Annotated in this window: 25 protein-coding genes; 19 read left to right on the top strand and 6 right to left on the bottom strand. The window is 45.1% G+C overall.

Going from position 1 to position 26,568, the window contains the following annotated elements:
- The first annotated feature begins 252 nt into the window (after positions 1-252).
- Positions 253-2,445 carry an S-layer protein domain-containing protein gene (locus tag EO93_RS08360; RefSeq protein WP_235284156.1) on the top strand — a complete coding sequence of 731 codons (2,193 nt, stop codon included), beginning with the start codon at positions 253-255 and terminating at the stop codon, positions 2,443-2,445.
- 139 nt (positions 2,446-2,584) lie between these two features.
- Here the strand turns inward: EO93_RS08360 and EO93_RS08365 are convergent, their stop codons facing one another.
- Positions 2,585-3,304, bottom strand: coding sequence for a DUF1614 domain-containing protein (locus tag EO93_RS08365; protein WP_048136252.1), 720 nt, complete (start codon positions 3,302-3,304; stop codon positions 2,585-2,587).
- Positions 3,305-3,610: 306 nt separating this feature from the next.
- Positions 3,611-4,486 (bottom strand): diadenylate cyclase, encoded by an 876-nt coding sequence (locus EO93_RS08370; protein WP_048136253.1) that lies wholly within the window; start codon positions 4,484-4,486, stop codon positions 3,611-3,613.
- A gap of 439 nt (positions 4,487-4,925) precedes the next feature.
- Between EO93_RS08370 and thpR the strand changes: the two genes are divergently transcribed.
- Positions 4,926-5,471, top strand: a complete 546-nt coding sequence (gene thpR / locus EO93_RS08375; RefSeq protein ID WP_048136258.1) for an RNA 2',3'-cyclic phosphodiesterase — start codon at positions 4,926-4,928, stop codon at positions 5,469-5,471.
- A 92-nt stretch (positions 5,472-5,563) separates the two neighbouring features.
- Here thpR and EO93_RS08380 read toward each other — a convergent pair whose 3' ends face one another.
- Entirely contained in the window at positions 5,564-6,589 is a 1,026-nt protein-coding gene (locus tag EO93_RS08380; RefSeq protein WP_048162001.1) for an FAD:protein FMN transferase, read from the bottom strand.
- A gap of 1,452 nt (positions 6,590-8,041) precedes the next feature.
- On the opposite strand from EO93_RS08380, the gene mmcA reads away from it, so the two are divergent.
- From mmcA to EO93_RS08425, 8 genes are read left to right on the top strand one after another with little or no spacing between them, the layout of a single operon-like run.
- Positions 8,042-9,541, top strand: a complete 1,500-nt coding sequence (gene mmcA / locus EO93_RS08390) for a methanogenesis multiheme c-type cytochrome (RefSeq protein ID WP_048162004.1) — start codon at positions 8,042-8,044, stop codon at positions 9,539-9,541.
- Between the two features lie 14 nt (positions 9,542-9,555).
- Positions 9,556-10,869, top strand: coding sequence for an Rnf electron transport complex subunit RnfC (rnfC, locus tag EO93_RS08395; protein WP_048136266.1), 1,314 nt, complete (start codon positions 9,556-9,558; stop codon positions 10,867-10,869).
- Complete coding sequence (gene rnfD, locus EO93_RS08400) at positions 10,870-11,727, top strand: Rnf electron transport complex subunit RnfD (RefSeq protein WP_048162006.1); 858 nt, start codon at positions 10,870-10,872, stop codon at positions 11,725-11,727.
- The gene (rnfG, locus tag EO93_RS08405) at positions 11,724-12,284 is read left to right on the top strand and encodes an Rnf electron transport complex subunit RnfG (protein WP_235283059.1); all 561 of its coding nucleotides are present in this window, start codon (positions 11,724-11,726) and stop codon (positions 12,282-12,284) included. The genes rnfD and rnfG overlap by 4 nt, the downstream gene beginning before the upstream one ends.
- Positions 12,285-12,289: 5 nt before the next feature.
- The gene (gene rnfE, locus EO93_RS08410) at positions 12,290-12,925 is read left to right on the top strand and encodes an Rnf electron transport complex subunit RnfE (RefSeq protein WP_048136270.1); all 636 of its coding nucleotides are present in this window, start codon (positions 12,290-12,292) and stop codon (positions 12,923-12,925) included.
- A gap of 1 nt (position 12,926) precedes the next feature.
- Positions 12,927-13,517 carry an Rnf electron transport complex subunit RnfA gene (rnfA, locus tag EO93_RS08415; RefSeq protein WP_048136272.1) on the top strand — a complete coding sequence of 197 codons (591 nt, stop codon included), beginning with the start codon at positions 12,927-12,929 and terminating at the stop codon, positions 13,515-13,517.
- Positions 13,514-14,320 (top strand): Fe-S cluster domain-containing protein, encoded by an 807-nt coding sequence (locus EO93_RS08420; RefSeq protein WP_048136274.1) that lies wholly within the window; start codon positions 13,514-13,516, stop codon positions 14,318-14,320. Before rnfA ends, EO93_RS08420 begins: the two co-directional genes overlap by 4 nt.
- Before the next feature lie 52 nt (positions 14,321-14,372).
- The gene (locus tag EO93_RS08425) at positions 14,373-14,708 is read left to right on the top strand and encodes a DUF4870 domain-containing protein (protein WP_048136276.1); all 336 of its coding nucleotides are present in this window, start codon (positions 14,373-14,375) and stop codon (positions 14,706-14,708) included.
- Positions 14,709-14,886: 178 nt separating this feature from the next.
- Here the strand turns inward: EO93_RS08425 and EO93_RS08435 are convergent, their stop codons facing one another.
- Entirely contained in the window at positions 14,887-15,756 is an 870-nt protein-coding gene (locus EO93_RS08435) for a DUF1638 domain-containing protein (protein ID WP_048136280.1), read from the bottom strand.
- A 94-nt stretch (positions 15,757-15,850) separates the two neighbouring features.
- Positions 15,851-16,390 (bottom strand): DUF2284 domain-containing protein, encoded by a 540-nt coding sequence (locus tag EO93_RS08440; RefSeq protein WP_048162010.1) that lies wholly within the window; start codon positions 16,388-16,390, stop codon positions 15,851-15,853.
- Positions 16,391-16,725: 335 nt separating this feature from the next.
- On the opposite strand from EO93_RS08440, the gene EO93_RS08445 reads away from it, so the two are divergent.
- The 3 genes from EO93_RS08445 to EO93_RS08455 all read left to right on the top strand — a co-directional run bounded on the left by EO93_RS08445 (position 16,726) and on the right by EO93_RS08455 (position 18,875).
- Complete coding sequence (locus EO93_RS08445; RefSeq protein WP_048162012.1) at positions 16,726-17,730, top strand: replication factor C small subunit; 1,005 nt, start codon at positions 16,726-16,728, stop codon at positions 17,728-17,730.
- Positions 17,731-17,926: 196 nt separating this feature from the next.
- Positions 17,927-18,439 (top strand): small multi-drug export protein, encoded by a 513-nt coding sequence (locus EO93_RS08450; protein ID WP_048136286.1) that lies wholly within the window; start codon positions 17,927-17,929, stop codon positions 18,437-18,439.
- 172 nt (positions 18,440-18,611) lie between these two features.
- Positions 18,612-18,875, top strand: coding sequence for a 4Fe-4S binding protein (locus tag EO93_RS08455; RefSeq protein WP_048136288.1), 264 nt, complete (start codon positions 18,612-18,614; stop codon positions 18,873-18,875).
- A 237-nt stretch (positions 18,876-19,112) separates the two neighbouring features.
- On the opposite strand, the gene EO93_RS08460 is transcribed toward EO93_RS08455, so the two are convergent.
- Complete coding sequence (locus EO93_RS08460; RefSeq protein WP_048136291.1) at positions 19,113-19,325, bottom strand: histone family protein; 213 nt, start codon at positions 19,323-19,325, stop codon at positions 19,113-19,115.
- A gap of 320 nt (positions 19,326-19,645) precedes the next feature.
- On the opposite strand from EO93_RS08460, the gene EO93_RS08465 reads away from it, so the two are divergent.
- From EO93_RS08465 to EO93_RS08495, 6 genes are all read left to right on the top strand, one after another.
- The gene (locus EO93_RS08465) at positions 19,646-20,593 is read left to right on the top strand and encodes a class I SAM-dependent methyltransferase (RefSeq protein ID WP_048162014.1); all 948 of its coding nucleotides are present in this window, start codon (positions 19,646-19,648) and stop codon (positions 20,591-20,593) included.
- A gap of 616 nt (positions 20,594-21,209) precedes the next feature.
- Positions 21,210-22,928: a sodium-extruding oxaloacetate decarboxylase subunit alpha gene (oadA, locus tag EO93_RS08475; protein WP_048136297.1), complete on the top strand. Its 1,719-nt coding sequence runs from the start codon at positions 21,210-21,212 to the stop codon at positions 22,926-22,928.
- 22 nt (positions 22,929-22,950) lie between these two features.
- Positions 22,951-24,432: an acetyl-CoA carboxylase biotin carboxylase subunit gene (locus EO93_RS08480; protein ID WP_048136299.1), complete on the top strand. Its 1,482-nt coding sequence runs from the start codon at positions 22,951-22,953 to the stop codon at positions 24,430-24,432.
- Between the two features lie 116 nt (positions 24,433-24,548).
- Positions 24,549-25,526 carry a biotin--[acetyl-CoA-carboxylase] ligase gene (locus EO93_RS08485; protein WP_048162016.1) on the top strand — a complete coding sequence of 326 codons (978 nt, stop codon included), beginning with the start codon at positions 24,549-24,551 and terminating at the stop codon, positions 25,524-25,526.
- Positions 25,510-26,130, top strand: a complete 621-nt coding sequence (locus EO93_RS08490; RefSeq protein ID WP_048136304.1) for an S-layer protein domain-containing protein — start codon at positions 25,510-25,512, stop codon at positions 26,128-26,130. Before EO93_RS08485 ends, EO93_RS08490 begins: the two co-directional genes overlap by 17 nt.
- A 218-nt stretch (positions 26,131-26,348) precedes the next feature.
- On the top strand, positions 26,349-26,568 hold a 220-nt coding region (locus tag EO93_RS08495; RefSeq protein ID WP_048162017.1), incomplete at its 3' end, for a helix-turn-helix domain-containing protein.

Genomic DNA, 26,568 nt, shown 5'->3' on the forward strand with positions numbered 1-26,568 from the left:
ATTCATTTTCTTTTTTTGTTTTTATTTCCTATTTAGTACTATTTTTCTTTTTTTCAATTCAAATTAGTAAAATTTATTAACTACTCAGCTTTATTTGTTGTTACGTTCTGTATTATTTATAACAATATTTGCTTATAGTTTCTTTTTATGTATGGTTCAATTTATAAATTTCAATGAAAACGAGTGATGATATTCATGAATCGTGGTATCCAAAAAGCTTTGTCTTCACTTTTGATTGCGTTTGTAATCTGTTTGCTGGCCCCTCCTTTAGGCTTTGCAGCTCCGGCTATCTGCGGGCTTTCTCTTGACACCAATGCGACCTCATCTGATGGTTTTTGTTGGGATGCAGCTACTTTTGGAGGCTTTAACTATCCTGTAAACAAACACAAAGATTTTGTGGCTTCTGAGAACTGGTGGGGAGAACGCTTGCAATACATCGAAAAAGATGGCCAGAACGAACTTGGAAAAAACAACCCTGGAAACCATGTTATAGGTGAAGGAGAGCTTGTGTATTCTACAAGGCAGTTCTCCAGTAAATATGAACTTGTTTCCGACCTTGGGCTTGATGCCGGGACAACTCCTGCAGAACTTGGAGGAATGTTTTACTATAAGTTACCCTGGTTTGGAAAACCGTATGTTACCGTTGAAAATGATGCTCGACAGCTTGCAAATATAGTAATCAGCCAGAATAGTGATGATAAAAAAGAGCTGAAAGCCGGTGAGTCCTGGGATCTTGGGAAAGGCTACTCTCTTACTGTGAACCAGGTTGATGTAGAGGGTAATAAGGTCTGGTTTTCCCTATCTAAAAACGGAGAAGAACTCGAGTCCGGGATTGTGGAAGCAGACGGGACTGTAGAAAACCAGACGTTTACCGCAACTGCTGACTTTGGGGACGGAAAAGACCAGCTTTACTTCATCACCTACGTGGACTCCATTTTCGTAAGCTCATCGGATTCCTTCGCTGTCTTTAAGTATACATGGCTCATTGACAAAGATGACACGATACTCATTGAAAACGGAGATGAATTCCAGGGGTTTGAGGTCAAAGAAGCTTCCAAAGACGGGCTCGTTCTTACGAACTCAGAGTCAATCGTCCTTAACCTTGATAAGGACAAAAAGACTTATTTTACCGATTCCTGGTATTTCCAGACTTCAGATGAGGGAAAGGGGAGCACCTCTCCTGCCGGATACATTATTTTTCCTGCCAAAGAACTGAGCAATCCCGGAAATTACACTCTAAGAGGTTTACCTCTTGACACAAATGAGGCATCATCTGATGATTTTTACTGGAACGCGACCACTTTTGTTGGCTTTGTCTATCCCATAAATAAGCACAAAGACTTTGTAGCTTCTGAAAACTGGTGGGGGGAACGCCTGCAGTACGTCGAAACAGATGGTCAGAACGAACTTGGAAAAAACAACCCCGGAAACCATGTTATAGGTGAAGGAGAGCTTGTGTATTCTACAAGGCAGTTTTCCAACAAATATGTACTTGTTTCCGAACTGGGGCTTGATGCCGGGACAACTCCTGCAGAACTTGGTGGAATGTTTTACTATAAGCTTGCCTGGTTCGGAAAACAATATGTTCCTATTGAAAACGATGCCAGACAGCTTGCAAACCTTGTTATCAGCCAGAGCGGTGATACTAAAAAAGAGCTGAAAGCCGGTGAGTCCTGGGATCTTGGGAAAGGCTATTCTCTGACTGTGAACCAGGTTGATGTAGAGGGTAATAAGGTCTGGTTTTCCCTATCTAAAAACGGAGAGGAACTCGAGTCCGGGATTGTGGAAGCAGACGGGACTGTAGAAAATCAGACGTTTACCGCAACTGCTGACTTTGGAGACGGAAAAGATCAGCTCTACTTCATTACCTATGTGGACTCCATTTTTGTGAGTGCCGCTGATTCCTTTGCAGTCTTCAGATATACCTGGTTAATCGACAGAGACAACCCTGTGATTATTGAAAATGGGGATGAATTCCAGGGTTTTGAAGTAAAGGAGACCTCGGAAAATGGCATTGTCCTCAAAAATTCAAAGTCAATTACCCTGAACCTTGATAAAGATAAAAAGACTTATTTTACCGACTCATGGTATTTCCAGACCTCTGATAAGGGAAAGGGCAGTACCTCTCCTGCCGGATACATTATTTTCCCTGCAATGGATGTGGTTATTGAAGCCGAAACCGTCTCTGAATCCGCAGATAATCTTACAGAAGAAACCAACGTAACAGATGTGGTTCCGGGTTCAAACGAGTCTGAAAAAATCTCGTCTGATTACAGGGCAGCTCCTTCATCTTCTTCCGAAATAGCATTTGAGGGCTCTGAAGATAAAAATAGCTACCCTGAGGAAGGAGCCGCAGAGGAAGCCTCCGTAAAACTTCCAGGCTTTGGAATTATCTCCGGGATTCTCGGTGTTATGATATGTCTGGCTCTTAGAAGAAAGAGTTAATCTGTTATCTTCGACGAGGAATGTAATAGAGGATTATTTTCTAATAGAGGGTCATCTCCATAGAGTGAAATCATCTCCATAGAGTGAAATCATTTCTGTAGAGAGCTGTCTCTCTCAATCTCTTTTTTCCTCTCTTTTTTCAGATAAGGAGAAGGGCAATAAATCCGCTTAAAAATATTCCATCAAAGGTCCCTGCCCCTCCTATGCTTGCAACAGGGGCTCCGAGATTCTTGATTTTTCCCAGATTAAACAGATCAGCTCCTATAAGGGTCCCAAGCACTCCTCCTGTATAAGCAATAATGACACGGCACGTCTCCGCAGGGCAGCCAGGGACATGGATAGCCGAAGTAAGCAGGATTGCAGTAAGGGCAGCTGTCAGGGGCGGGACCAGGGCCGGAGTTGCAATTCCTATTCCCCGAATTGGCTTCGCTACGGAATAAGTTATGGCTGCAACAACTGCTATGCCAATTCCTGCAAGATGGATGGAAGAAGGGAATTGTGTAAGAAGATAGGTGGAAATCAGGATCGGGATAACTGCTCCTCCTACATTGATGGCAAGTACCGTTTCATTTTTAACCATCTGCCGGATAGGAATCCTGTAGGAAACCCCAAAGACCTTTACATAATTCTCCTTGACAACCGGAATCTCAGACCTCAGAGTTGTCAGTGGGATATTGATCCCGCTTCCAAGGAGGGATAGAAACAGGATTAAGAGTGCGTCTTCTGCGGAAAATCCTATTTTCATAAAGGTAGAGACAATAATTCCCAGAAACAGAGACCCAAGCCCAAAGATCAGAATGAGAATCAAAAGGAAAAGGAATTTCAGGCTGAAAGGCATGTAGAAGATCTGCCTGCTCATGGAATTACTCTCTGTTCTCCGGTTTTCTGCATATTAAGAGATATGTATATTCTTTATTAATGAGTATCCATTCTTCATTCGAGTTTCCATACCTGCACCGGAGGGCTCTAATAAACAGGCAGTTAATTAACAGGTAGTTAAAAACAGGCAGTTAAAAACAGGTAGTTAAAAACAGGTAGTTAAAAACAGGCAGTTAATTAACAGGTAGTTAAAAACAGGCAGTTAATTAACAGGTAGTTAAAAACAGGCAGTTAATTAACAGGTAGTTAATTAACAGGCAGCTAAACATTTTCCCTGCATTCCAGGTCAGATGTATCTGGTAGCAGGCTGTAAGGATTCTATGCAGATGGTTTCTTTTGCATCTTTGTATACTCTGAGGACTCCGCCTGACTCTGATACTGTAACTGAGATTGCTACCGTATCCCTGCTGATGGCGGCTGCTGAGACATGCCGTCCTCCCAGTCCTTTATCAATATCAATATTTTTCCCATCCACATCAAGGTATCGTCCTGCTGCATGGATAATGCCCGTTTCATCTATCACAAAAACTCCGTCAAGCTGGGCAAATTCCTTTATGGATTCCCAGTTTTTTTTGTCAAGGACGTTTCTGTGGATTTCCTCATGGCCTGCATAAGGGTTAAGGATTATCTGATGAGAGCGTTTCAGGACTTCTTCTGAATCGCCTACAATAAAAGCAGCTCCTATTTTTTTTCCTTCCCTGCCTGTGAGAGCGATATCAAAAGCAATCTTCAGAACTGCATTCATGACTTCAGGCCTGACCCTCTCTTCACATTCTTTCATTGCTTTTATCAGAGGGTTTTCATCGAGGCTATGGACTATAATAGAGCTGGAACCGCGAGTTTCGACAACACCAACAACAATCCCGCCTTTGGGCCCCTCAAGCACGTACTCTATGGCTGCGGCATGCTGCAGGTGGTCAAAGTTGCCCGAAGCTTCCCGGTTGAGCTGGTCGCTGAGTTCTTTTACAGGACTTTTTCCTTCTTTGCCGGTTGCTACGAGGTGATCTATTATGCTTTTCGGGCGCATGGAGATATAATAAACCGGAACTCCTCCGGTCTCGATCCCCTCAAAGCTCAGATCTCCTGAGACCATAATTGCGGCAGCATCAAGTTTCTGGGAAATACGGGCTGCCGCCTCTGCAATTATACGTGCTCTGTCCATGTCGTCCACCCCTTTTTATTTTTATGCAACTATATTTGCAGTCCTGCTTCTTTGCTCTGAGGTTAGTTTATATTCTGCTGTTTGATTTTGAAGTTAATTATTATTTCTTCGAGCTAATATCATTTCCATAGGTTCACATTAGTTCTCAGAGTTAACATTACCGGTAATTGAATATGTAACAGGTTTGTTTACCGTGTAGTGTTGTAATATTTGATATATTATAATTGTTCTGTGATTGTTCCTATTTTTTCTCTTTTCTCTTTTATTTTTCTCTTCAATTCTCGCTGTTCCTTTTTCTCACCTTTTTTAAATGTAGTCAGGATCACTCAGGTTTACAATTTTTTTCTGGAAACGTCATCCTGAATTCGTTTTTTTCTGAACGGTAAAGTGACAGAAACATTTTTCTGGTTATTTCTTCTAATTTATATTGGTGAAAACTTTGATCAGGACATTTATAGCAGTGGAACTGGATCCGAGTTTCAGGGAAAAAATCCTCCATATCCAGGAGAGATTTTCCGATTTTGACCTTAAGTTTGTTAACCCTGAAATAGTTCACATAACTCTGAAGTTCATCGGTGATATTGAAGAAACAATGGTCAAACCCCTGGCTGAGGCTCTTGATTCTCTTACTTGTGAGCCTTTCGAAGCACAGATTGAAGGCATCGGGGTTTTCCCAAAACCTTCTAATCCTAAAGTCCTGTGGCTGGGAGCAACAGGAAACTTCGAGACTCTTCATGATGATGTGGAAACCGCCCTGAAACCTTTTAAGTTCAAAGAAGACGGGAGGGCATTTACTGCTCATGCTACCCTTGCCAGGGTAAAATTCCTGAATAAAGATCAAAAAAATGCTTTTGCAGATGCCCTGAAAGAGTTAAAAGATACAAAAATTGGCAGCATGCAGGTAAATAAAGTGCTTCTGAAGAAAAGCACTCTAACCCCTGAAGGTCCCATTTATGAGGTCCTGCATACTGTATACCTGGACTGACAGGTCTTCTTGCTCTGGACTGTATAAGTCCTCCATACCCTGATCAGTTCCTTTTGTGTGTCTTAACTACAACATCTCACACTGATCTGACTTTAGCTATAGCCTTCTGCTTCATATTCTTTGAATCCGCTTGAATACACAAGCCTGCGGTCTTCGGTTATTATAAGGCATTCAACACCTTCGAGATTTTCTATCATCTCAAGCCCTTCTTCTTCTCCCATCACGAAGACTGCAGTTGCAAAAGCATCGGCGTCAATAGCGTTTCTGGCAATTACCGTGCTGCTAATAATGCCTTCTGAAGGATATCCTGTTCTCGGGTCCGAGATGTGAGAAACTCTTGCCGACTCGTTAAAGTAACGTTCGTAGTTTCCACTTGTTGCTACTGCAATATCACGAGCTTCAATTGCAGTAACATATTGTTCGCTTCTGTCCGGGTTCTGAAGGCCTACCATCCAGGAGGTGCCATCTGGCTTCTGACCGATGTATCTCCCGTCTCCTCCCGCGTTGACAAAAGCGTTTTCAATCCCGTTTTCCTTCAAAGACTCGATTGCTTTATCAACTGCGTAGCCCTTTGCAATCCCTCCCAGGGCTACTTTCATCCCGGGGCTCAGACTTGCATTCCCATTTTCGGTGCTTATTTCCGAGTAGTTTACGAGTTTGAGAGTTTCGTTCAGTTCATCTGAAGTTGGGGGTTCCTGTGATCCTTCAGGGAGGAATTTACTCTTCCAGAGGTCAAGTACTGGCTGGATGGTAATATCAAAGGCTCCTCCGCTTTTCTCTGAATAGTACTTTGACTGGTCCAGTACGTAGATAAAAGCAGGGTCAGCATTTTCAACTTCTCCTCTGGTATTCAGGATATTAAGCTGACTATCTTCTTTTGAAGGGCTCATAAGGGCGTCAATTCTGTATATTTCACTAAAGGCGTCCTCTATTGCCTTCGAAGCTTCGCTGTCATTAGAAGCGTATACAGCTACCGTAACTGTAGTGTCCATAGTGCTTCTTGTCTGTTGAAACTCCTTGAGTTCTCTATCCTCTTCAGGTTCAGACTGCACGCAGCCTGATACTAATATGGATATAATCAGTAAAAACGCAAATAGTGTTTTGTATTTTGAATCCATGCTCTATCAATTTTTCCTTCTTGTTTTTTAATTTTAGGTTATTTTATTATTCTATCCAGATGTTTATTTTTCGAGAAAGAAGGGAGAAAGCTCCTATACTTTAGCCTGGAGATGAATCCCTTTAAATATCCCCACATTCTTTTCGCTATCCATTATCATTATCTTCAAACCCTATCATAATGTACTGAAATCCTATGCGATAACCAAGCACAGGATAACAGAATATTTCGTATTAAATAATTTTTCACCTATGGGACAAGGGTAGGGCCTGTGGACTTGTGGAGTTTGCTCCGAGGTAGGAAGCATAAATCCCTTGTAAGGATGGGCGGAAACGCCGGCCTGTGGACTTGTGGAGTTTGCTCCGAGGTAGGACGCGGGAAGCCCGTTAAATCTTTAGATTTAGCGGGTAGTTCACTGGATCGAGGTAAAATTGAAATTGAAGGTGAAATTTTATTTTTATTCACATTTTTATTGCTTTTTTATTTCCAACGGTTTTCATTTATTTTTAAACTCTTTCTTCTTATTATATTTGTTGGTTTTTATTTGTTGTCTGTTTTTTTGATATGAGCTCTTTTATGTAATTTTCTTTACGTCTTTCGTTATTTCTTTCGTTGTGTTCTATCATTGCTGTATTTATTCCCTGTTCTGTGCGGGACGTTCTATAGTTATTCACTTTGATTTACTGGTTATTCACTTTGATTTGTTGGTTGATTCATGATTAATGGTTATTGAATAATTAATTATTGATTACCCTGACCACTTCTACAGGTTTTATATATTTTTTATGTTATTATATCTCACAGGCTTTTTTCTTTTCTTTGAAGGTTTAATAGGATTCTTTTCACCAGTTGGCTTTTGTAGATTCCCTTCCTGATTTTAATGTATAATCATGTATATTTTCTTTGGAAAACTATATATATTAAAAAAGTGTAATTTTTAAATTCTATTACAGACATTTTATATATTTAATTAATATACGTCGCGTACTATATATTAAGTATATATTTTTATTACTTTATTAATGTCTGTACAATTCCCTCAAACTTATTTCGAAAGAAATAAGTATTACCTCACGCAAACATTTTTCGTTGAAGTGGAATTTAGCTTTGTTTTTCGGAGTAAAATGGCTATCTAAAGCAAGGAAAGGAAAAAGCCGGTGATCAAAAAGCCTTCAGGGGAACCAAATCTGCCAAAAAGAGCTAGGCTAGCCGTTCATGCCAGTTCCTTCTCGCTTCAGTTTTCCGTTAATTATTTCCTTTTGTGTTTCTGGATTATGCCACTGGAGGCCTGGAAGTGACGGCAGTACACCCCTGGCCGTATACGATCCAGCCGTAAATTATCCTTCAATCTCATTCATTACTCAATATAAGCTTCAAGTTGTTGAAATTTGAACTTTGTTTCTTTCCAAGCATGAACATAACAACGTGAACAAAAAAAGAGAATGTGGTCGTTATGAATAGGTTAAATCTGTTGGTGTCGGGAGTCGCTGTGCTGCTTCTCGTGGCTGCTGGTGCCTATTCTTCTCTTGGATATGCAGGGAATGATCAAATTGCATCCCACTACATGACCAAGGGAGAATGGTCCGATACGGTCTGCGGAGGCTGTCACTTCGATGTCTACGAAAATGTCAATCATTCTTATCATGTACAGGTAGATATGGATCGGTGGTCTCCCCTCACAAATTTTGATCTTGAAACATCCGGAGAAGAGGAATGGGTCAAAGAATTCGGGAAGTACCATCCTGGTGGAGGTCCGCTTGCAGAATATGGTGTTGGCGTTGACTGTATGATGTGCCATGAGCAGTATGGTCTCTACGATTTCGAAGCCCGTGCCGAGAAAATCGAAAAGGGAGAATATGATGATGCAAACAGTGCAGCTATGGCAAAATCCAGCCTTGCTGCAAGGACCAATCCTATACAGTTTTTTGTCTACAACGCTAATCTGCTTACCCCCTACCCTCTGCTGATCGTTTTCCACGATAATGTAAACGGGGCTCCTCAGGAGTCTTCTTGTGCCCAGAAGTGCCACATCACCGATGTAGAACAGAGGGCTGTTATGTGGGGCGATGAAGAATCCTATGCAGAGTCAGACGTCCATGCAGCAAAAGGTGTTGAATGTGCAGAATGTCACCACACTGAAGGTTTCATAATAACCTCTGATCACCAGATCGGACGTGGAAACACTTCAGATTCCCCCGACCTTCCGGAGAGCCACTATGATGACACCATGCGCAGCTGTGACGATGCTGAGTGCCATGCAGGTATATCACACGGTCCATTTGCTGACTCTCACATGGAATTCCTTGCCTGTGAAGCATGTCACATCCCTGAGCTTCCTGGAGGAGATCTGCCGGGTGGCAAGCCACTTGAATCTTTCAGCTGGCAGAATGGAGAACGTGAAGATGTTTACCGGGAAGCAGACTTCCAGCCTGTCCTTGCCTGGCACAACGGAACCTTCGGAGATGTCCTTCCAAGCGTGGATACAAGGAATGACACAGGTGTAATGCTTGTCCCGTTCAACAATATTACCGGAACCTGGTGGGACGCAGGTACTAACCCTGAAGTGCTCGCAAACCCGAACACAAGCATCTCCATTGGAGATCCGATCCCGGTACAGTATGTGAAGGCAGCGGATTCCGACGGTGATGGTAAAGTTACAGTGGACGAAATGCAGGCTTACGATGCCAACGGAGACGGAAAGCCCGATTATCCGGATGCGGTCTTGAGGACTTCGGAACTTTATTATCAGGTCGCACATAGCATCGTCAGCAAAGATGTGGGAATTTCTTCTCCTCTGACCTGCAAGGACTGCCATGGAAGCAAAGCCGTGATTGACTGGACATCTATAGGTTATGTAGAGGATCCGGGAGGAGACTCAGCAGCTGCAAAGAGCATCGCTGTTACCTATCCCAGGCCGAAACCTGTAGAGGTTGAAACGGAGCCTGCACTGTAAGGAGGCGGCAAACCTTGAGTGATGTTATTAGACTTGATAAACTGCCTGAAAAGGCGATTATACCCATGAGGCAGCATGACGGAATTGCTTGTGCTCCTCTGGTTAAGAAAGGCGAAGAGGTTCTCGTCGGCCAGAAGCTGGGGGAATGCGAGGGCAGCGACCTCGCTTATGTCCATTCCCCCTTTTGCGGGACTGTGGAATCAATTGGGTTGATGCCAAACCCCAGCGGAAAGAGAATCCTCAGTGTTGTGCTCACACCTTCAGAGTGTACACAATCGGTTGAGTTCGTTCCTGAAAAGAATGCACCTCCTTCAAGGTTAATCCAGATGATCAAGGAAGCGGGAATTGTCGAGTATTACGAAAAGCCCACATACCTTGCCCTGAAGCCTGGAAAGAGAATCGATACTCTGCTCATGAATGCAACCTTCCCCCTGATTACCCATGCTTACCTGAACTCCCTTGACAAGGTTCTCAAAGGGTTCAGCCTTATGCTTGAAGCAAGTGGGATCTCGAGGGGAGTAATTGTTGTCCGGGCAGATGACAAGGAGTCCATAAAAGCCTTCAAAGGCGCCGTAGTTGATGGAAAACCCCTCACTATTGCCCCGATCATCGGGAAGAGGCACGCTGACTACTACCTTGAAGACATTGACGACCGGATCATCGTGGTTGCAGCAGGCAAAACCACCTATACCCCAACGATGATGAACCTGCTCTCAGCTGATGTGATGGGCAGGAAGATCTCCCTCGGACACGAACCCTCAGATGTGCATGTGGTAGTATGCGGAGTAAAATCTTCCAAAGCAGTATACGATGCCATATATGAAGGCAAGCCGTACCTTGAAAACGCAGTAACGGTCACAGGAGCTGTCAACAAGCCCGGGTCCGTAATTGTCAGGTTCGGAACTCCTATAAAGGACGTAATTGATGCCTGCGGAGGTTACAGGGGTGAACCTGGCAAGCTTATTATTAACGGGTCGATGGGCGGAGTAGCCGTGTATACGGATGAGGCTCCAGTGGTCAAGAACACCACGGGAATTGTCATCCAGACAAAGGAAGAAGTCTTGCGGGATGAATCGATTGCCTGTGTCCATTGTGGGCGCTGTGTGGACGTCTGTCCTGTAAACCTGCTTCCGACCAGAATTGCATCCTATTCGAACCTTGGTAAATATGAGGAATGTGAGCAGCTGTACGCTATGAACTGCATTGAGTGCGGGGCATGTGCGGTAGTCTGTCCCTCAAAAAGACATCTTGTGCAATTGATCAAATACTCAAAGCTTCAGATCCACAACCTGAGTGCTGCTGAAGCTATGGAGGAGGCGACTAAATAAATGGCCTTTACGGTATCCCCACCTCCTCATATAAAGGAAGGTGTGTCGGTTAAGAAATTAATGTGGAGCAGATTTATTGTTCTTCTCCCGTTATGTTTAGCTTCGATTTACTTATTTGGATTCCCCGCTCTCGGTAATCTTGTTGCCGGAGTGCTGGGTGCAGTTTTTATCGAACTGGCAATCCAAAAGGCATTCAAACAGAAAGTCACACTCGGTGATGGAAATGCAGTCTATCTGGGACTGCTGATCGCACTGATGGTCCCACCCGCAGTCCCCTTCTGGCTACCCTTTATCGGGGCAGTCTTCGGAGTAGGGGTTGTAAAGCATGCCTTTGGGGGGCTTGGCTCTTATATGTTCAACCCCGCACTGGCTACCTGGGTCTTTTTGAAGCTTTCCTGGCCTTTCCTGATGGTACCTCTCTCAGTTCCCCAGCTTGGTTCTCTCTCGGACCTTATCCTTGAGACAGGAGCCGGGTTCCTGGCAGATGCATCCCCCATCGCGATGATCGGTGTGCTGTACCTCATTGCCAGAAGGTACATTGAGTGGAGAATTCCTCTCATGTATTTACTGACAACTGTGGTGCTTGTGGTTGTGCTCGGAGATCCTCTTTCTTACATCTTTACAGGGTCTTTCCTGCTTGGAGTGTTTTTCATTGCAACGGAAACCTCTACCTCTCCGATAACCCGGAATGGAAGACTTATTTACGGGGTTGCTTGTGGGGTCCTTACAGTAGTTTACGGGTACTTCACTGGAAATTATATCGAGGGGACCTTCTATGGACTGCTGCTTGCAAATGCCATTTCCCCGCTGATCGAACGCTCCACCGTTCCAAAGCCTTTTGGAGGTGTTGAAGCGTGAAAAATACCCCGGCAAACATTATCATAAAAATGATTGTACTTTCAGCGCTCGCGGCTGTACTTCTGGCAGTGACCTTTGTCCCTACCCAGGTGCAGTTGGGAGTACTGCAGGCTGAGCAGGAGAAGCAGGCATTAAAAGCGGTTCTGCCCGCAGCTGCAGACTTTGAACCGGTTTATGGGGACGAGGTAGATGCAGAAGGCAACCCTGTTGTTCTGTACTTCCGTGGAGTTGACTCTTCCGGAAATATCGTCGGGTATGCCTTCCGAAATACTCAACCCGGTGCACAGGGCCTTGTTGAGCTTCTTGGTGGAGTAAGCGCGGACTTCAACACCGTAACAGGAATGGAAGTTATGGCCCACGCCGAAACTCCGGGGCTTGGAGCAAAAATTACGGAACCCGGTTTTAAGTCCCAGTTCATAAATCTGCCAGTGGCTGATCTTAGTTTGTCCAAAGACGGTGGAAAAGTTGATGCCATTTCCGGTGCGACTATTTCAACCGTAACGGTGGTGAATGCTCTGCACTTTGGTATCGATGGTGTAAGAGCTCAGGAAGGGTGATTCATATGGGTGATAATAGGAGTGTAGCAAGTGAATATATGCGAGGAATTACCAAGGACAACCCCATATTTGGCCTCGTGTTAGGGCTCTGCCCTACGCTGGCTGTCACCACTTCCGTTGAAAACGGGATTGGTATGGCTGCAGGGACCTTATTTGTTCTTGTCGGTTCAAATATGCTGGTATCATTACTTCGAAAAGAAATTCCTGACACAGTGAGAATTCCAATAGAACTCATTGTCATAGCTACTTTCGTTTCGATAGTGGATATGGTAATGGAAGCGTTTACGCCTGGTATGTACGCATCTTTAGGTGTGTACATTCCCTTGATCGTGGTGAACTGTATTGTGATCGGACGTGCCGAAGCCTATGCCCTGAAGAATGGAGTCTTTTACTCGATAATTGATGCATTCGGTGTAGGCTCAGGGTTCTTGCTTGTGCTAATGCTTCTTGGAGGTATCAGGGAGCTTCTGGGTACAGGCGGGATCAAGCTCTTTGGAGTCCAGTTAATTGACTTTGTCTCCATGCTGGGGTACAACCCCATAGGTGTTATGACTCTGTCGCCGGGAGCTTTCCTGACCATTGGGGTCCTGATGACTATGGTCAATTACCGCAGGATTTTAAAGGCTATGAAAGGTGATTAAAATGGCAGACGCATCTCTATTTGCGATCTTTATGGATGGCGTGTTTCTTAAGAACTTCCTGGTGGTCCAGTTCCTCGGGCTCTGTTCTTTCGTGGGCGTCACAAAGGACGTAAAAAGCGCATCCGGGATGTCAGGGGCAGTTATCTTCGTTATTACGCTGTCCTCTTTCGTCTCATACCTCCTGTACACGTTCATTCTGGTTCCTTTGAGGCTTGAGTACCTGAACACGATTGCATTCATCATAGTGATTGCAGCGCTTGTGCAGCTGGTAGAGTTTATTGTCCGGAAGCATATGCCCCCTCTGTACAGGTCGCTTGGTATTTACCTGCCTCTGATCTCCACGAACTGTGCAGTGCTCGGTGCTGTGCTGCTTAATGTGATGAACGAATACACCTTCATCCAGAGTATTACTTTCGGGATTGCAGCCGGAGTAGGATATACTGTTGCAATGCTCATCATGTCTTCCATACGTGAGAGGAGTAACGTGCTCTATGTCCCAAAAGCAGTTGGAAGAGGAGTCACATACGCTTTCTTCATTGCGTTGATCATGTCAATGTCCTTTGCTAACTACTTCAAGGTGATTCCACTATGACCGCAGACATTATGACTGTGATCATAAACACCGTTTCGGTGCTTGTAGGGCTCTGTATTGCGGTAGGCGCAATGCTGGTATTTGCCTCCAAGGTCTTTAAAGTGGAAACCAACCCCCTGGTCGATGAGGTCGCTTCCCTTCTCCCTGGAGCCAACTGTGGTGGGTGCGGATTTGCCGGATGTGCTTCCTGTGCCGAAGCAATTGTCCTCAGTGGTGCACCTGTAAACAGCTGCCCGGTCGGAGGATATGACGTTGCAAAACAGATTGGCGCAGTCATGGGACAGGAAGTTTCAGAGTCCGAGAAGGCTTTTCCCTTTGTCCGCTGTCAGGGTGGACAGGCTCACTGTACGACCCTTTATGATTATCAGGGAGTGGAAGGCTGCAAAGCTGCCCTCATGCTCTGTGATTCCAGGAAAGGCTGTACCTACGGCTGTATGGGGCTTGGGACCTGTGTCAGAGCCTGCCCGTTTGACGCCATCTCCATGGGAGAAGACGGTTTCCCGGTTGTGAACAAGAACCTATGTACAAGCTGCGGAAACTGTATTGCATCCTGCCCTAACGGTGTGCTCACCTTTGCCAGGAACTCAGAGAAAGTGCATGTGCTCTGCCGTTCCCATGACAAGGGTAAAGACGTTAAGGCAGTCTGTGAGGTCGGCTGTATCGGCTGTAAGAAATGTGAAAAAGAATGCCCAGCAGGCGCTATCAAGGTCACGGAATTCCTGGCTGAAATCGATCAGGAAAAGTGTACAGCATGTGGAGCCTGTGTTACTATCTGCCCGCAGAAGGCAATCGAGCTCCGGTAATCCGGGCTCGTTTATTTTCTGACAGCCTTTAAAGACTAAAGAGGTGAAAAATATGCCGTACAAAACTTTCCTGGGCTTGCCTGAAAATGTCGTGGCAGCTCTCTGTTACCCTGTAGGTTGGCTCTCAGGCCTGTTCTTCCTGCTCCTTGAGCGCAAGAACAAGTTCGTCCGCTTCCACGCCATGCAGTCGGTCCTGCTCTTCCTGCCGTATGTTCTCTTTATCTTCCTTGTGGCATGGATCCCAACGATTGGCTGGGCCATTGCAGACGGTGTTGGAATGCCTGGAATGCTGCTCATCGTGATCCCGATGTACATGGCTTTCAGGGGCTCAAAGTTCAAAATCCCCATCATAGGAAAGATTGCCTACAATTTTGCCTATGGTGAGTAAACAAACAGATTTAACCTGAAAATCCGAATTGCTCTCCCCCAAAAGGGCAATTCGACCTTTTCTTTTTGGATTATTTTCTCATTTTGGATTATTTTCTCATTTTGGATTATTTTTGTATAAAAGTTATGAGATGTCGCTGAGCGACCAGGTAATGAATTTTTGAAAGAGTTATGAAAAATCATTCCAGAGTATGCTGGATAACACCTTTTTTGGCAGCCCTGTAGGACTTCTCTGCAAGTTCCGCACTTCCCTTTACTTCAACAATTTCCATGTCGAAAGTGCGGGCAAAATCCCTGATATTTGTATGGAAATCAGGGTTGTATGAAAGGCCGGTATCGATTTTTACAACTCGTGAGTATCTCGGATCCTTCAGGAAATTGTCGTTGAAATTCCGGGATTTCTTCCTTTCTTCCCCCATCTGTTTCCAGCTCGAAGCCCACATAGGCGTGAAGTAGAGGGCGCCAGTCCCCCTGCAGGCGTACATGGTTTCGTCGTAGGCGGCGTTTCCCCCGAGGGCGGCGCTTATACAGTCTGCCACGACTTCCCCATTTCCGTCTTTCAGGCAGTAAAGGGGGCAATCAAATCCCGAAAAGTCCTCTTCCAGACTCTCAAAGGCTTCTCCGCAACTGCAGTAAAAGAGAAGGATTCCGTCCGAGAACGCTGCCATCTCCCTGATCTTTCCGTAGACTTCAGACTTAAGGAGATCGAGATCGTCATGAAGCCCCAGCCTGAGCGGGTTTACGACCACCGTCACCCTGTGAGCCGCTTTGAGCTCCATCTTCTCGTGAATTTTCCTGAAAAAAGGAAGCTTAAGCAGGGGTTTTGCAATCGTCATGAAGCCAGAGCCGTGCCTGTTTCCCAGGAGAAAAGGAACCCTGTCCAGAGGCGCTGTTCCGGGCAGGCGGTTATCTGACTTGAGTTTCCGGAGCAGCCCGAAACTATCCCTTCCTTCAACCACAATCAACTGCTCCAGTTCCCTATCGCTCGAAAGGACATGGGCAAGTTCATCCTCAAACATCCTGCAGGCGATAATACTCAGTACGGGCATGTGAAAACCTCTTTCCAGCTGTTTTTAATTCCCTCTTCCAATTTTCCGCTTTCAGTTTTCCGTTTTTTCCGCCGGACTTTCCTTTTTAATTTTTTCACTCCACAAGGAGAACTCCCACACACACGGTTTTTCCAGGCTTGCAAAACTCAAGCTCAATACCTGCTTTTTCCAGAACCTTCTGCAGGTTGACTCCCACGGCTTCCGGGGGAAAACGCCTGAGCTCAGGCTTTACGCATTTTTCCAGGTTGCACTTCTCGCATTCGTTGCAGGGACCGGGCCGGAGCAGGTGGGCGTAGATAAAGCCTTTCCTGAAAGCTTCCTGTTCCAGCTCGAACATCTTACGAAAGGACTCTTTCTGGAGTTCTCCCCAGGCTTCGAGGATATCCTGCACATCTGCCGTATCGTGTTCCTCCACAATGAGTAGCACATTGCTGTACTCTAAAAGGATCTTCCTGAACTCTTCAATGGAAAGGATGTGGGGAGGACAGCTAAGCCTCTCTCCATAGTTCCGGCAGCCGTGGGTACATTTCAGGGCTATCCGGTTCTCCACCACAAGATCTCCTGATTCCAGGGGGTAGACTTTAAGTCCCAGGCTTGAAGCCTTTTCAATTAAAATGTGTAAATTCTCGGGCAATTAAATCCCTCTCATCTAAATCCTTTTACTCTCAGTCTCTCTAACTCTTTAATACTCTAATGAATTCCTCTCATCTCTCATTTAAGACAGTCGTTTTGCACAAAAAATACATTCGCAACCGGAAGTCTCTTTCAATAAACTTTCGGTTTCTCTTATATTCAGGGCTTTTTGTTTTAAATCCTAATATCCTTTTATTCTTGCCTTCTTATTTATCCCCGTTCCCGGGTTTTGACTTATGAGGGTTCTCCTGTTTCGAAATGCGGTCGGCATGCCTTATATATCGCAAACATTCGAAAGTTTAAATATTATCTTCTCTAATTAAGGTGTAAACATTAATGGAGGACTCTAAGATTAAAGAAGAGATCTGGATTGAAAAATACAGGCCGGTCAGGCTTAATCAGGTAGCAGGGCAGGACGATATAATCGAGCGCCTGATGTCTTATGTGGCAACTAAAAACCTTCCTCACCTCCTCTTTTCCGGGCCTCCCGGTGTCGGAAAAACAGCTTCTGCAGTTTCAATTGCAAGGGAGATTTTCGGGGAAGATTTATGGCGAGAAAATTTTACCGAACTCAATGCTTCCGATGAAAGGGGTATTGATATCGTTAGAAACAAGATTAAAAACTTTGCAAAAACCGCCCCTATAGGCGGAGCTCCGTTCAAGATCATTTTCCTTGATGAAGCCGATGCCCTTACCTCGGATGCGCAGTCTGCACTCCGCAGGACCATGGAAAGATTCAGCAGCAACTGCCGTTTTATCCTCTCATGTAATTACTCCTCCAAGATCATCGAGCCTATTCAGTCCAGGTGTGCAGTTTACAGGTTCAGGCGACTTTCCGATGAAGCCATTAAAAAACGTCTTGAATACATTGCTGAAGATCAGGTTTTGTCTATTACCGAAGGCGGGTATGACGCTCTGATTTATGTAGCTCAGGGAGACATGCGAAAAGCTGTCAATTCTCTTCAAGCTGCTGTCTTCATTGATACGGAAAAGCCTATTTCCAGGGAAACTATTTACAGGACTACGGCAACCGCAAACCCTGAAGAGATAAAGGATCTGATCGAGACTGCCCTGCGTGGAAACTTCAGGGCTGCCAGAAAAGAGCTTAACAGGCTGCTTTATGAAGAAGGGCTTTCCGGAGAAGACATCGTGGGACAGATCTACAGGGTGGTTTCTGAAATGGATAACCTTATGGTTCTGGATCTCGGGCTTTCGGAAAGGGACATTGTCGCACTTGTGGATATCATCGGGGAGACCGACTTCAGGCTTACCGAAGGAGCCAGCGAAAAAATCCAGCTGGAAGCCTTACTTGCACATTTTGCTCTTTCAAGAGATGAATGAGGCTTTAGAATTCCTGATAACCAGGTTTGCCGCAAGCTCTAAATCGGGGATACCCTACTATGTGGTTTCCTGAGTTAGCTGGCGGATAAACAGGTTTTGCCGCAAGCTCTACATCCAGATCTCTGAACGGCAGAAAAAGGCTGACTGAAGCGAGCCTTTTTCTCTCAAAAGATTATAGTTATCACTCCTGATCATCATGTCTGTTGAAAATTTATTGGTCGAAATGCTGGGGTCTGTGCCCCATTGGCTTGCAGTAATGGTTATAGGGGCTCTTCCGATCTCCGAACTGAGGGGCGCAATTCCTGTTGCCATGGGCATCTATGGAATGGGGCCTCTTGAGGCTTATGTCCTTTCGGTGATTGGAAACCTTATTCCTGTGGTCCCCCTTCTGCTTTTCCTCGAGCCAGTCTCCGGGTACCTGAGGCGTTACCACATCTTCGATGTCTTTTTCACGTGGCTCTTTTCAAGGACCCGACGAAACCACACTGAAAACTTTGAAAAATACGGACTCCTTGCCCTGACCCTCTTCGTTGCCGTGCCTCTGCCAGTTACCGGAGCCTGGACAGGCTGTGCAGCCGCGTTTGTGTTCGGGATCAAGTTCAAGCATTCACTGCCAGCAATCGCGGCAGGGGTAATGATAGCAGGAGCCATTGTAACTGTACTCACGATGACGGGCATGGGCCTGGCTGACCTTATTTTCGGAGTTTGACCCTGACAGGCTCTTCGAAATCTTCATATACCTTAAAAATATCAAATATATCATAGACAGAACAAATATAAATTTCTCTTTATATTTGCAGCCAGTCTCGCTTTTACAGCTTCTTATGCGGTATATTTCCCGTTGTCTGGCAATTATCTGGAATTTTTTGAGGTGATTTTTAATGGCAAAGGCAGATAAGAAAAACAAAAAAATAGTTCAGTCCGAAAAATGTATTGGGTGCGGCATCTGTTATTCCGTTTGCCCTGTGAACGCAAAACTAATGAAAAGCGATGATTTTGATCCTGAGACTGCTGAACTTGCAATCCGGATCATCGACGGGATGGCAATTATCAGTGACGAAGTCTGCATCCGCTGCGGAGCCTGCTCAAAGATTTGCCCTGTGGAATCTCTCACTATAGTTGAGCTTGAATCCGCGACTGCGTAATAAGGATAACAGTAAAAATAGGAAAAATGCTGTTTTTCAGCATTTTGTCTTTTTAGTTATTTTTTATCCCTAAAAGGGGGATTCGAATTATTGAACCGGTATTTCAGAACGCTGGCAATCCGGTTTCTTCCAATACTTTTTGTAGTATTGCCCATTTAAGTTGATGCTAAATGGGTTGGAGCTGTGTGCTTACACCCTCCTAATCTGCGATTGCCTGCCAGGAATATCTCTTTTTATTTACAGCATTTCTGTTGCCAGTTTTATATCTTCAGCCTTTACGGTTTTTCTGCCGGCGTGCTCTGCAAGTTTGATAGCTTCTTTTGAAATCTGAAGCCCATATTCTTCCAGGATTTCCGTAAGGGCCATTCCTGCACTCTCGCTTACTCTGTGGGCACCTGCTGTCCTTATTAAACGCTCAATTGGTGCAAACGGTATAACTTTTGCTGCCATATTATCCTCCAGGTTCTTTTTGTTAATATAAATTCCTTCTAATCTCTGATTTTGTAATCAGATTCTATAAATACCTTTGCTTATATCGGGGTTTTCTTCACTTCTTATTCAGCCTTTAATGCTCTTTTTCCCCTTTATTTACTTTGTAAAGCCCATTTACCTCTTTTTTTCTTTCAAACTATTTTTATAATCATTCTCTTATACCCGTAAATTCTTGGAAGTCTTTTAAACTCGTTATTCAATGAACTTTTATTCCAATCATTTTATTCGGAATCTCTTTTTCGAAATCTTGATATTAGATTATTCGAATCTAGTCACACATGCTCTTACAGGAACTCCTTGACCTAGATGAAGAGATCTACTTTGTAGAAGAAAGTTATACCACACAGAGAACTCCTGAGCGTACGCTCCAGTATCTTAACGGAGTCCGAAACTTTCCTGGCGCGGAAAGCATTCGGCTTATAAGGGTCAGGGAGGGGGAACACACGTTGGGATTGCTGTTTTTCAATCCTGCAGATGGAAACGTTCCTGTAGATTTCTGGTCAGTATTTACCGGAGCCCTTGCGTCGGCTTCCCTGAAAACCAGATTTGAAGCCCTTGCAGACTCCATCCTTGCCCTACACCCTCCTGAAAAGGATATTGAACTTCCTCCCGAAACCTGGCGGAACGCAATAAATGAATACTACTCCCTTATGCTTGTTAGCCGGAACTTCTGTCCGAGCTGCTCTGTGAGACCTGAGTCCTATAAAAGTGTTTTTTCTGAAAATCGTGTAAAGAGAGTCACCGAAATTTTAGAGCTTCTCCGAAAAAAAGGCTATTACCCCGAAGGCAGGCTCCTTGAGGTTTGCTGTGGAAACGGGATGTCAACGCTCGCACTCTACAGGCTCGGGTTGGACCCTCTGGCAATAGAAATCAATAAGTGTACTGTCTGTCAGGGGCTCGAGCAGCAGGTCCTGAACCCTCAAAGGGCTGTGGTTATGGATGCAACAGCCATTTCAAGATACTTTGAGCCCGGCAGTTTTGATGCCGTAATGGGCTTCATGCTGGGGCTTGTCTATGAATTTAACAAGGAGCTCTGGACCGGCATTATGAGAGAGGCTGTCTCGGTTGCAGCTGATGGGGCTGTCCTGCTCTTTACCGTAAGCAGCAAACCCGAGATTGAAATTCTCGCCGATACTCTCCTTAAGGCAGGGGTCGAGGGGGAGATCGTGGACAACACGGATTCAGAAGGTACTTATGACCAGTGGCTCTTTGTCGGGCGAAAGTAAAAAAGTGTATTTTCCAGACAATGAGCTTTCTTTTGTATTCTTCTCTTTTTCTTTTGCATTCTTCTCTTTTTCTTTTGTTTTATCCTCTTTTTCTTTTGTTTTCTTCTCTTTTTCTTTTGTTTTCTTCTCTTTTTCTTTTGTTTTATCTTCTTTTTCTTTCTTTTTTTCACCAGGGTTAGGAGTTCTCCTATTATTGTATTATAGTTGTTTTTCTGATCCGGGAGCTTCTTTTTGAGATGAGTACTCTCTAATGTTAACGGCAGCGAAAAGTATTTACTTGTTAACAATGGTATTATTAAAAATATTCCTATCGACGCAAGACACGTTGAGTTTTGCGGGCGTATCTTGTAATATTAATTTTCTCCTGCTACATTATGCGGTACCGGAGATTCGGTTCTATTATACCGAATTAACCCCTCTCCAGGCAAATTGCAGGCTACTGCACATGCTACTGCACATGATAGCTACCAGGAGACTTATATGCTTTGACCGATCCGAATCAAAAAACAAGTTCCTATCTATACTCAGGAAATTCCAGATTAATCTCTCTGGAAAAGTCAAGGATGAGTATATTTCAATAAATTCTGTTTTTTGATTCGATTTAAGAGGCTCATCCATGCGTGTAAAAATTACTGAAACCGTCCTCCGGGATGCACACCAGTCCCTCCTGGCAACCAGGATGCGGACAAGGGACATGCTCGAAGTGGTTGAACAACTGGACCAGATTGGGTATTTTTCTCTCGAGATGTGGGGAGGTGCCACCTTCGACACCTGTATTCGCTACCTTAATGAAGATCCCTGGCAGCGCCTCAGGGACCTCAAGAAAAAGATGGTCAACACAGATGCTCAGATGCTGCTCCGCGGCCAGAACCTTGTAGGATACAGGCACTATTCAGATGACGTTGTTGAAAAGTTTGTCACCAAAGCCTATGAAAACGGCATTGACATTTTTCGGGTTTTCGATGCTGTCAATGATATCCGGAATATGGAACTTTCTATCAAAGTGGCAAAAGGCCTGGGAGCCCACGTACAGGGTACGGTCTGCTACACCATAAGCCCTGTACATACAGTAGAAAAGTATGTGGAGCTTGCAAAACAGCTTGAAGAGCTGGAATGTGACTCCCTCTGCATCAAAGATATGGCAGGACTTCTCTCTCCCAATGATGCCACCCGGATAATCAGTGCCATGAAAAAAGAGATCTCTATCCCAATTTCTCTACACTGCCACTGCACTTCGGGAATGGCCCCGATGAGTTATATGGCAGCCTGTAATGTTGGGGTGGATGTTCTGGACACTGCACTCTCTCCTCTGGCATGGGGGACATCCCAGCCGCCTACCGAGACCGTTGTTGCAGCTCTTAAGGGAACTCCGTATGATACAGGTCTTGACCTTGGAGCCTTTGAAGAGGTTGTCAGGTATTTCAAAGACCTGAAGGACAAGTACCGGGGGATTCTTGACCCCATTTCCGAACAAATCGACACCAATGTCCTTATCTATCAAATCCCCGGAGGCATGCTCTCTAACCTGGTTTCCCAGTTAAAAGAGCAGAATGCCCTTGACAAGTATGCGGCTGTGCTTGACGAGATGCCGAAAGTCAGAAAAGAGCTCGGGTATCCGCCTCTTGTTACTCCTACAAGCCAGATTGTAGGCACGCAGGCTGTGCTCAATGTGCTCATGGGAGAACGTTACAAGGTCATTCCTAAAGAGGTAAAGGATTATGTACGCGGGCTCTACGGGCGCTCTCCTGCCCCAATCAGCCCTGAAATTGTCGGAAAGATCATAGGCGACGAAGAGCCGATTCACTGCCGCCCTGCAGACCTCCTCAAGCCTGAATATGAGAAGAGGAAAAAAGAAGCCGAGGAAATGGGCATTGCAAAATCCGAAGAAGATATCCTTACATACATCCTTTACCCGGCAATTGCTCCGAAGTTCCTGAAAGGGGAAATGGAAGAAGAATCCCTGGCAGTTATTGCTCCTGCCCCTGTAGCTCCTCAGGAGTACACAATGCCTACTCACTTCAGGGTCGAGGTAGATGACGAAGTCTACGAGGTTAAGATCGAGCCTCTAGGCGGGGTTTCCATCTCCGAGGCATCTCCTAAAAAGCCAAGCGCTGAATCCATTAAAGGAGGAGTTTCCAGCTCAATGCAGGGTATGGTGCTTTCCATAAAGGTTAAGGTTGAAGATGTCGTGAAGGAAGGAGATACGGTTGCTGTCATCGAAGCTATGAAGATGGAAAACACGGTCCATGCTCCACATTCGGGAACCGTCAAGGAAATTTTTGTTTCCGAAGGAGATACGGTTACTCCTGGTGACATAATACTGTCAATCGAGTGAATTGAGCAAGGTGGAATGTATTATGTTCAAAAAAGTACTTGTTGCAAACCGCGGTGAAATCGCAATCAGGGTCATGCGTGCCTGCAGGGAGCTCGGAATTTCCACTGTAGCTGTCTGTTCGGAGGCTGACAAAAATGCCCTATTTGCCAAGTATGCCGACGAGGCCTATCTGATAGGCCCTGCCCCTGCCAGCCAGAGTTATCTGAACATGGAAGCTATCATCGCAGTTGCAAAAAACACCGGAGCCAATGCAATCCATCCTGGCTACGGTTTTCTTTCTGAAAACCCTGTCTTTGCAAAACGCTGTGAAGAAGAGGGTATTATCTTCATAGGTCCTCCGAGCCATGTGATTGCGGAAATGGGAAGTAAAATCAGGGCAAGAAATCTGATGATGAAAGCCGGGGTCCCTGTAGTTCCAGGAACAAAAGATGCAGTTGAGGACGTTACCGAAGCCCTCGAGGTGGCTGAGAAGATCGGTTATCCCGTCCTTATCAAAGCGTCTGCAGGCGGCGGTGGAATAGGGATGAAAGTCGTTAATTCCAGGGAAGAGCTTGCAACAGCCCTGAGTTCCACGCGGCAGATGGCAGGTTCGGCTTTCGGGGATTCTTCGGTATTTATTGAAAAATACGTAGAAGAGCCCCGGCACATAGAGATCCAGATCCTTGCCGACTCTTTTGGTAATACGGTTTATCTTTCGGACAGGGAATGTTCCATCCAGAGAAGGCACCAGAAGCTGATTGAAGAGGCTCCTTCTCCTATCATGACTCCCGAACTAAGGGAGCAGATGGGTGGGGCTGCCGTGAGGGTGGCAAAAGCAATAGGTTATGTAAACGCAGGAACCGTCGAGTTCCTTTACTCTAAAGGGAACTTTTATTTCCTTGAAGTCAATACCCGCCTGCAGGTGGAACATGGAATCACCGAAATGGTCACAGGGGTCGATATTGTAAGGGAACAGCTCAGGATTGCCTGGGGTGAAAAACTCGAGCTTGAGCAGGAAGATATCGTTATTGACGGCCATGCTATCGAATGCAGGATCAACGCTGAAGACCCCTTAAACGACTTTGCCCCTTCGCCAGGAAAGATCCGTAGATACCGTTCTGCCGGAGGCCCTGGAGTAAGGGTGGATAGCGGTGTACATACTGGGTATACAATTTCCCCTTATTACGATTCCATGATTTCCAAGCTCTGCGTCTGGTCAAGAAAAAGAGAGGATGCCATTGCCAGGATGGAAAGGGCTCTTTACGAATACGTGGTCGTGGGAGTCAAAACCAACATTCCCTTCCATAAAGCTGTCATGAGGAATCCGGCATTTCGCAGAGGCGATATGACAACCGGTTTTATCGAAGAGCAGAATATCCTTGAAGCTGTGGAAGAGGTCGTTAAGGCCGATAGTGAAAAAGGGGCTACTCTGGCTTCGGCTCTGGAGGCAAAGGACAAGAAGGTCGCAGCGATCACGGCTGCTGTTCATGCATATGTTAATATGGCCCAGAAAACACAGCGGTGACCAGTTTACTCTCCGGAAAACTGTACTGAGAAATTCCGGTCTGTTTGATATGATGCATATGTTTGGACTAAGACAATATATACGGTGGAACGTATACATTTGTATGGGGTGCGCGGATGGGAGATAAACGATCTCGAATTATTAAGGCACTTAAGGATGCACAGAAAACCCCTGTTTCTGGGGAAGAACTGGGGCTCAAGCTTGGAATTTCCAGGACTATGGTATGGAAATACATCAAATCCCTTCAGGCGGACGGATATGAAATAGAATCATCCCCCAAGAGGGGTTATGTCCTGAAATCAGTGCCTCAACTCCTGTACCCTGATGAGATCCAGATGGGACTCAAAACAACTCTTCTGGGACAGAAGATTCATTACTTCGAGGAAGTTAGCTCCACTAACAGTGTCGCTAAAGAAATTGCAGCTTCCGAAGAAGAAGGAGCCCTTGTTATCGCTGAGATACAGAAGGGAGGCAGGGGCCGCATGGGCAGGGAATGGGTCTCACCCCACGGTGGGATCTGGATGTCTGTGATCCTGAAGCCCGGGATTCCTCTCAGGCACGCCTCAAGGCTGACTCTTGTTGCCGGGCTTGCAGTTGCAAATGTAATCCGCAATATGGGACTTGATGCCCGCATCAAGTGGCCAAACGATGTCCGTATCAATGGGAAGAAAGTCTGCGGGATCCTTACCGAAGCAAAGGCTGAAGTGGATAGAGTAGACTATGTCGTTCTCGGGATAGGAATCAATGTAAATATGGATTTAAAGGATATTCCCGAGTCTTTCCGTGCAGGTTCGACCACTCTAAAAGTCGAGCTTGGAAGACATCTTAGAAGAGTTTCGTTCCTGCAGGATTTCCTCTTTGAGCTTGAGCAGCAGTATATAAGTTTCAAGACCCAGCCCTTTTCCCAGATACTCAATGATTGGCTTGCACTCTCGGATACGATTGGTAGAGATGTAAAGGTCACCACACCTTCCAGGATTATAGAAGGCAAAGCTGTTGGAGTAACTCCTGACGGAGCACTTATTATCAGAAAGGCAGATAATACTCAAGAAGAAATTATTGCAGGTAGATGCATTTATGCGCGCCCCAAATAAACACGGAAGAAAAAGCAGGGAAGGAGCAAATCTCCTGCCTGCACTTTTTTTCTCCCTTCTGGCCTTTTTTTTCTTTTCAATTCTCTTCTGTGCAGTACTTCCTGTTCCGGCTGGTGCAGATGAGGGGAAGCTTCCTATTATTTTAATTGACGGGGACGAGATTTATGTGCGGTCAGGAGACTACTACACATTCTTACAGGATTATCAGATTTACGTAAAAGGTGCTGATACTGAGGGCAGCAAGGTATGGATCGAACTTAGCAGGGAAGGAGTTTTCCTTGAAGACGCTATTGTAAGTGAGGGCAGCACTTTTGTATATTCTAATAACTCTACAGAGATTTTGAACCTCACAGTGGACACCATCTATGCCGGGGCAAATGGAGTACTGGTAAGGTTCTCTCCAGTGTATCAACACCTCAACCCCAGGCTTCCCATGCCCCAGAAACCCGAAACTCCTCCTGCCGGTAACTTTGATAACAACTCTTCTATTCCTCCTTTGTTTGAAAACCAGGCAGAAGGTTTTGATCTGCCCCTTTTTCTTCTGGGTATTGGAGCTGTTTTTTTGGTAACTGGCTTTTTTGCGGGAATATATAAGAAGAAATGATTTAAGAAAAAGTGGTTTGTTGAGTGAGTTTTAACATTAAGGCGGGAAGTCCCTTTCCTCGGAGCGAAGCGACAGGTGGGGGATGAAAGCCGTCAACTTCCTCATTAATATTCGTCGCGATTAGTTAAATACATATATTCATAGTTTCATCTTTTTATTAGTACTATATCCTATACCAGTCGACACTTTGAAAAAATATATGAAAAGTCAGGGCAAACATGCAGCTAACAAAAAAGATTAAGATATATCCTATAGAAGAACAGGTTAATGTTCTCTGGGAATTATCCGAAAAATGTAGATGTATCTATAATCTTGCTCTGGATGATAGAAAAAACGCATGGCGTAACGAACAACGTAGTGTTGGATATATAGAACAGCAAAACAAGTTGCCTGAATTCAAGGAAAACAATCCTGAATATAAGGTGGTTTATTCAAAAG

The organism is Methanosarcina sp. 1.H.A.2.2 (assembly GCF_000979975.1).
In the GTDB taxonomy this organism is placed as follows: domain Archaea; phylum Halobacteriota; class Methanosarcinia; order Methanosarcinales; family Methanosarcinaceae; genus Methanosarcina.

Coding starts and splice junctions, on each gene's coding strand:
- EO93_RS08365 (WP_048136252.1), bottom strand. CDS start 3,304: ATGAGCAGGCAGATCTTCTACATGCCTTTCAGCCTGAAATTCCTTTTC.
- EO93_RS08370 (WP_048136253.1), bottom strand. CDS start 4,486: ATGGACAGAGCACGTATAATTGCAGAGGCGGCAGCCCGTATTTCCCAG.
- EO93_RS08380 (WP_048162001.1), bottom strand. CDS start 6,589: ATGGATTCAAAATACAAAACACTATTTGCGTTTTTACTGATTATATCC.
- mmcA (WP_048162004.1), top strand. CDS start 8,042: ATGAATAGGTTAAATCTGTTGGTGTCGGGAGTCGCTGTGCTGCTTCTC.
- rnfD (WP_048162006.1), top strand. CDS start 10,870: ATGGCCTTTACGGTATCCCCACCTCCTCATATAAAGGAAGGTGTGTCG.
- rnfE (WP_048136270.1), top strand. CDS start 12,290: ATGGGTGATAATAGGAGTGTAGCAAGTGAATATATGCGAGGAATTACC.
- rnfA (WP_048136272.1), top strand. CDS start 12,927: ATGGCAGACGCATCTCTATTTGCGATCTTTATGGATGGCGTGTTTCTT.
- EO93_RS08420 (WP_048136274.1), top strand. CDS start 13,514: ATGACCGCAGACATTATGACTGTGATCATAAACACCGTTTCGGTGCTT.
- EO93_RS08425 (WP_048136276.1), top strand. CDS start 14,373: ATGCCGTACAAAACTTTCCTGGGCTTGCCTGAAAATGTCGTGGCAGCT.
- EO93_RS08435 (WP_048136280.1), bottom strand. CDS start 15,756: ATGCCCGTACTGAGTATTATCGCCTGCAGGATGTTTGAGGATGAACTT.
- EO93_RS08445 (WP_048162012.1), top strand. CDS start 16,726: ATGGAGGACTCTAAGATTAAAGAAGAGATCTGGATTGAAAAATACAGG.
- EO93_RS08450 (WP_048136286.1), top strand. CDS start 17,927: ATGTCTGTTGAAAATTTATTGGTCGAAATGCTGGGGTCTGTGCCCCAT.
- EO93_RS08455 (WP_048136288.1), top strand. CDS start 18,612: ATGGCAAAGGCAGATAAGAAAAACAAAAAAATAGTTCAGTCCGAAAAA.
- EO93_RS08460 (WP_048136291.1), bottom strand. CDS start 19,325: ATGGCAGCAAAAGTTATACCGTTTGCACCAATTGAGCGTTTAATAAGG.
- EO93_RS08465 (WP_048162014.1), top strand. CDS start 19,646: ATGCTCTTACAGGAACTCCTTGACCTAGATGAAGAGATCTACTTTGTA.
- oadA (WP_048136297.1), top strand. CDS start 21,210: ATGCGTGTAAAAATTACTGAAACCGTCCTCCGGGATGCACACCAGTCC.
- EO93_RS08480 (WP_048136299.1), top strand. CDS start 22,951: ATGTTCAAAAAAGTACTTGTTGCAAACCGCGGTGAAATCGCAATCAGG.
- EO93_RS08485 (WP_048162016.1), top strand. CDS start 24,549: ATGGGAGATAAACGATCTCGAATTATTAAGGCACTTAAGGATGCACAG.
- EO93_RS08490 (WP_048136304.1), top strand. CDS start 25,510: ATGCGCGCCCCAAATAAACACGGAAGAAAAAGCAGGGAAGGAGCAAAT.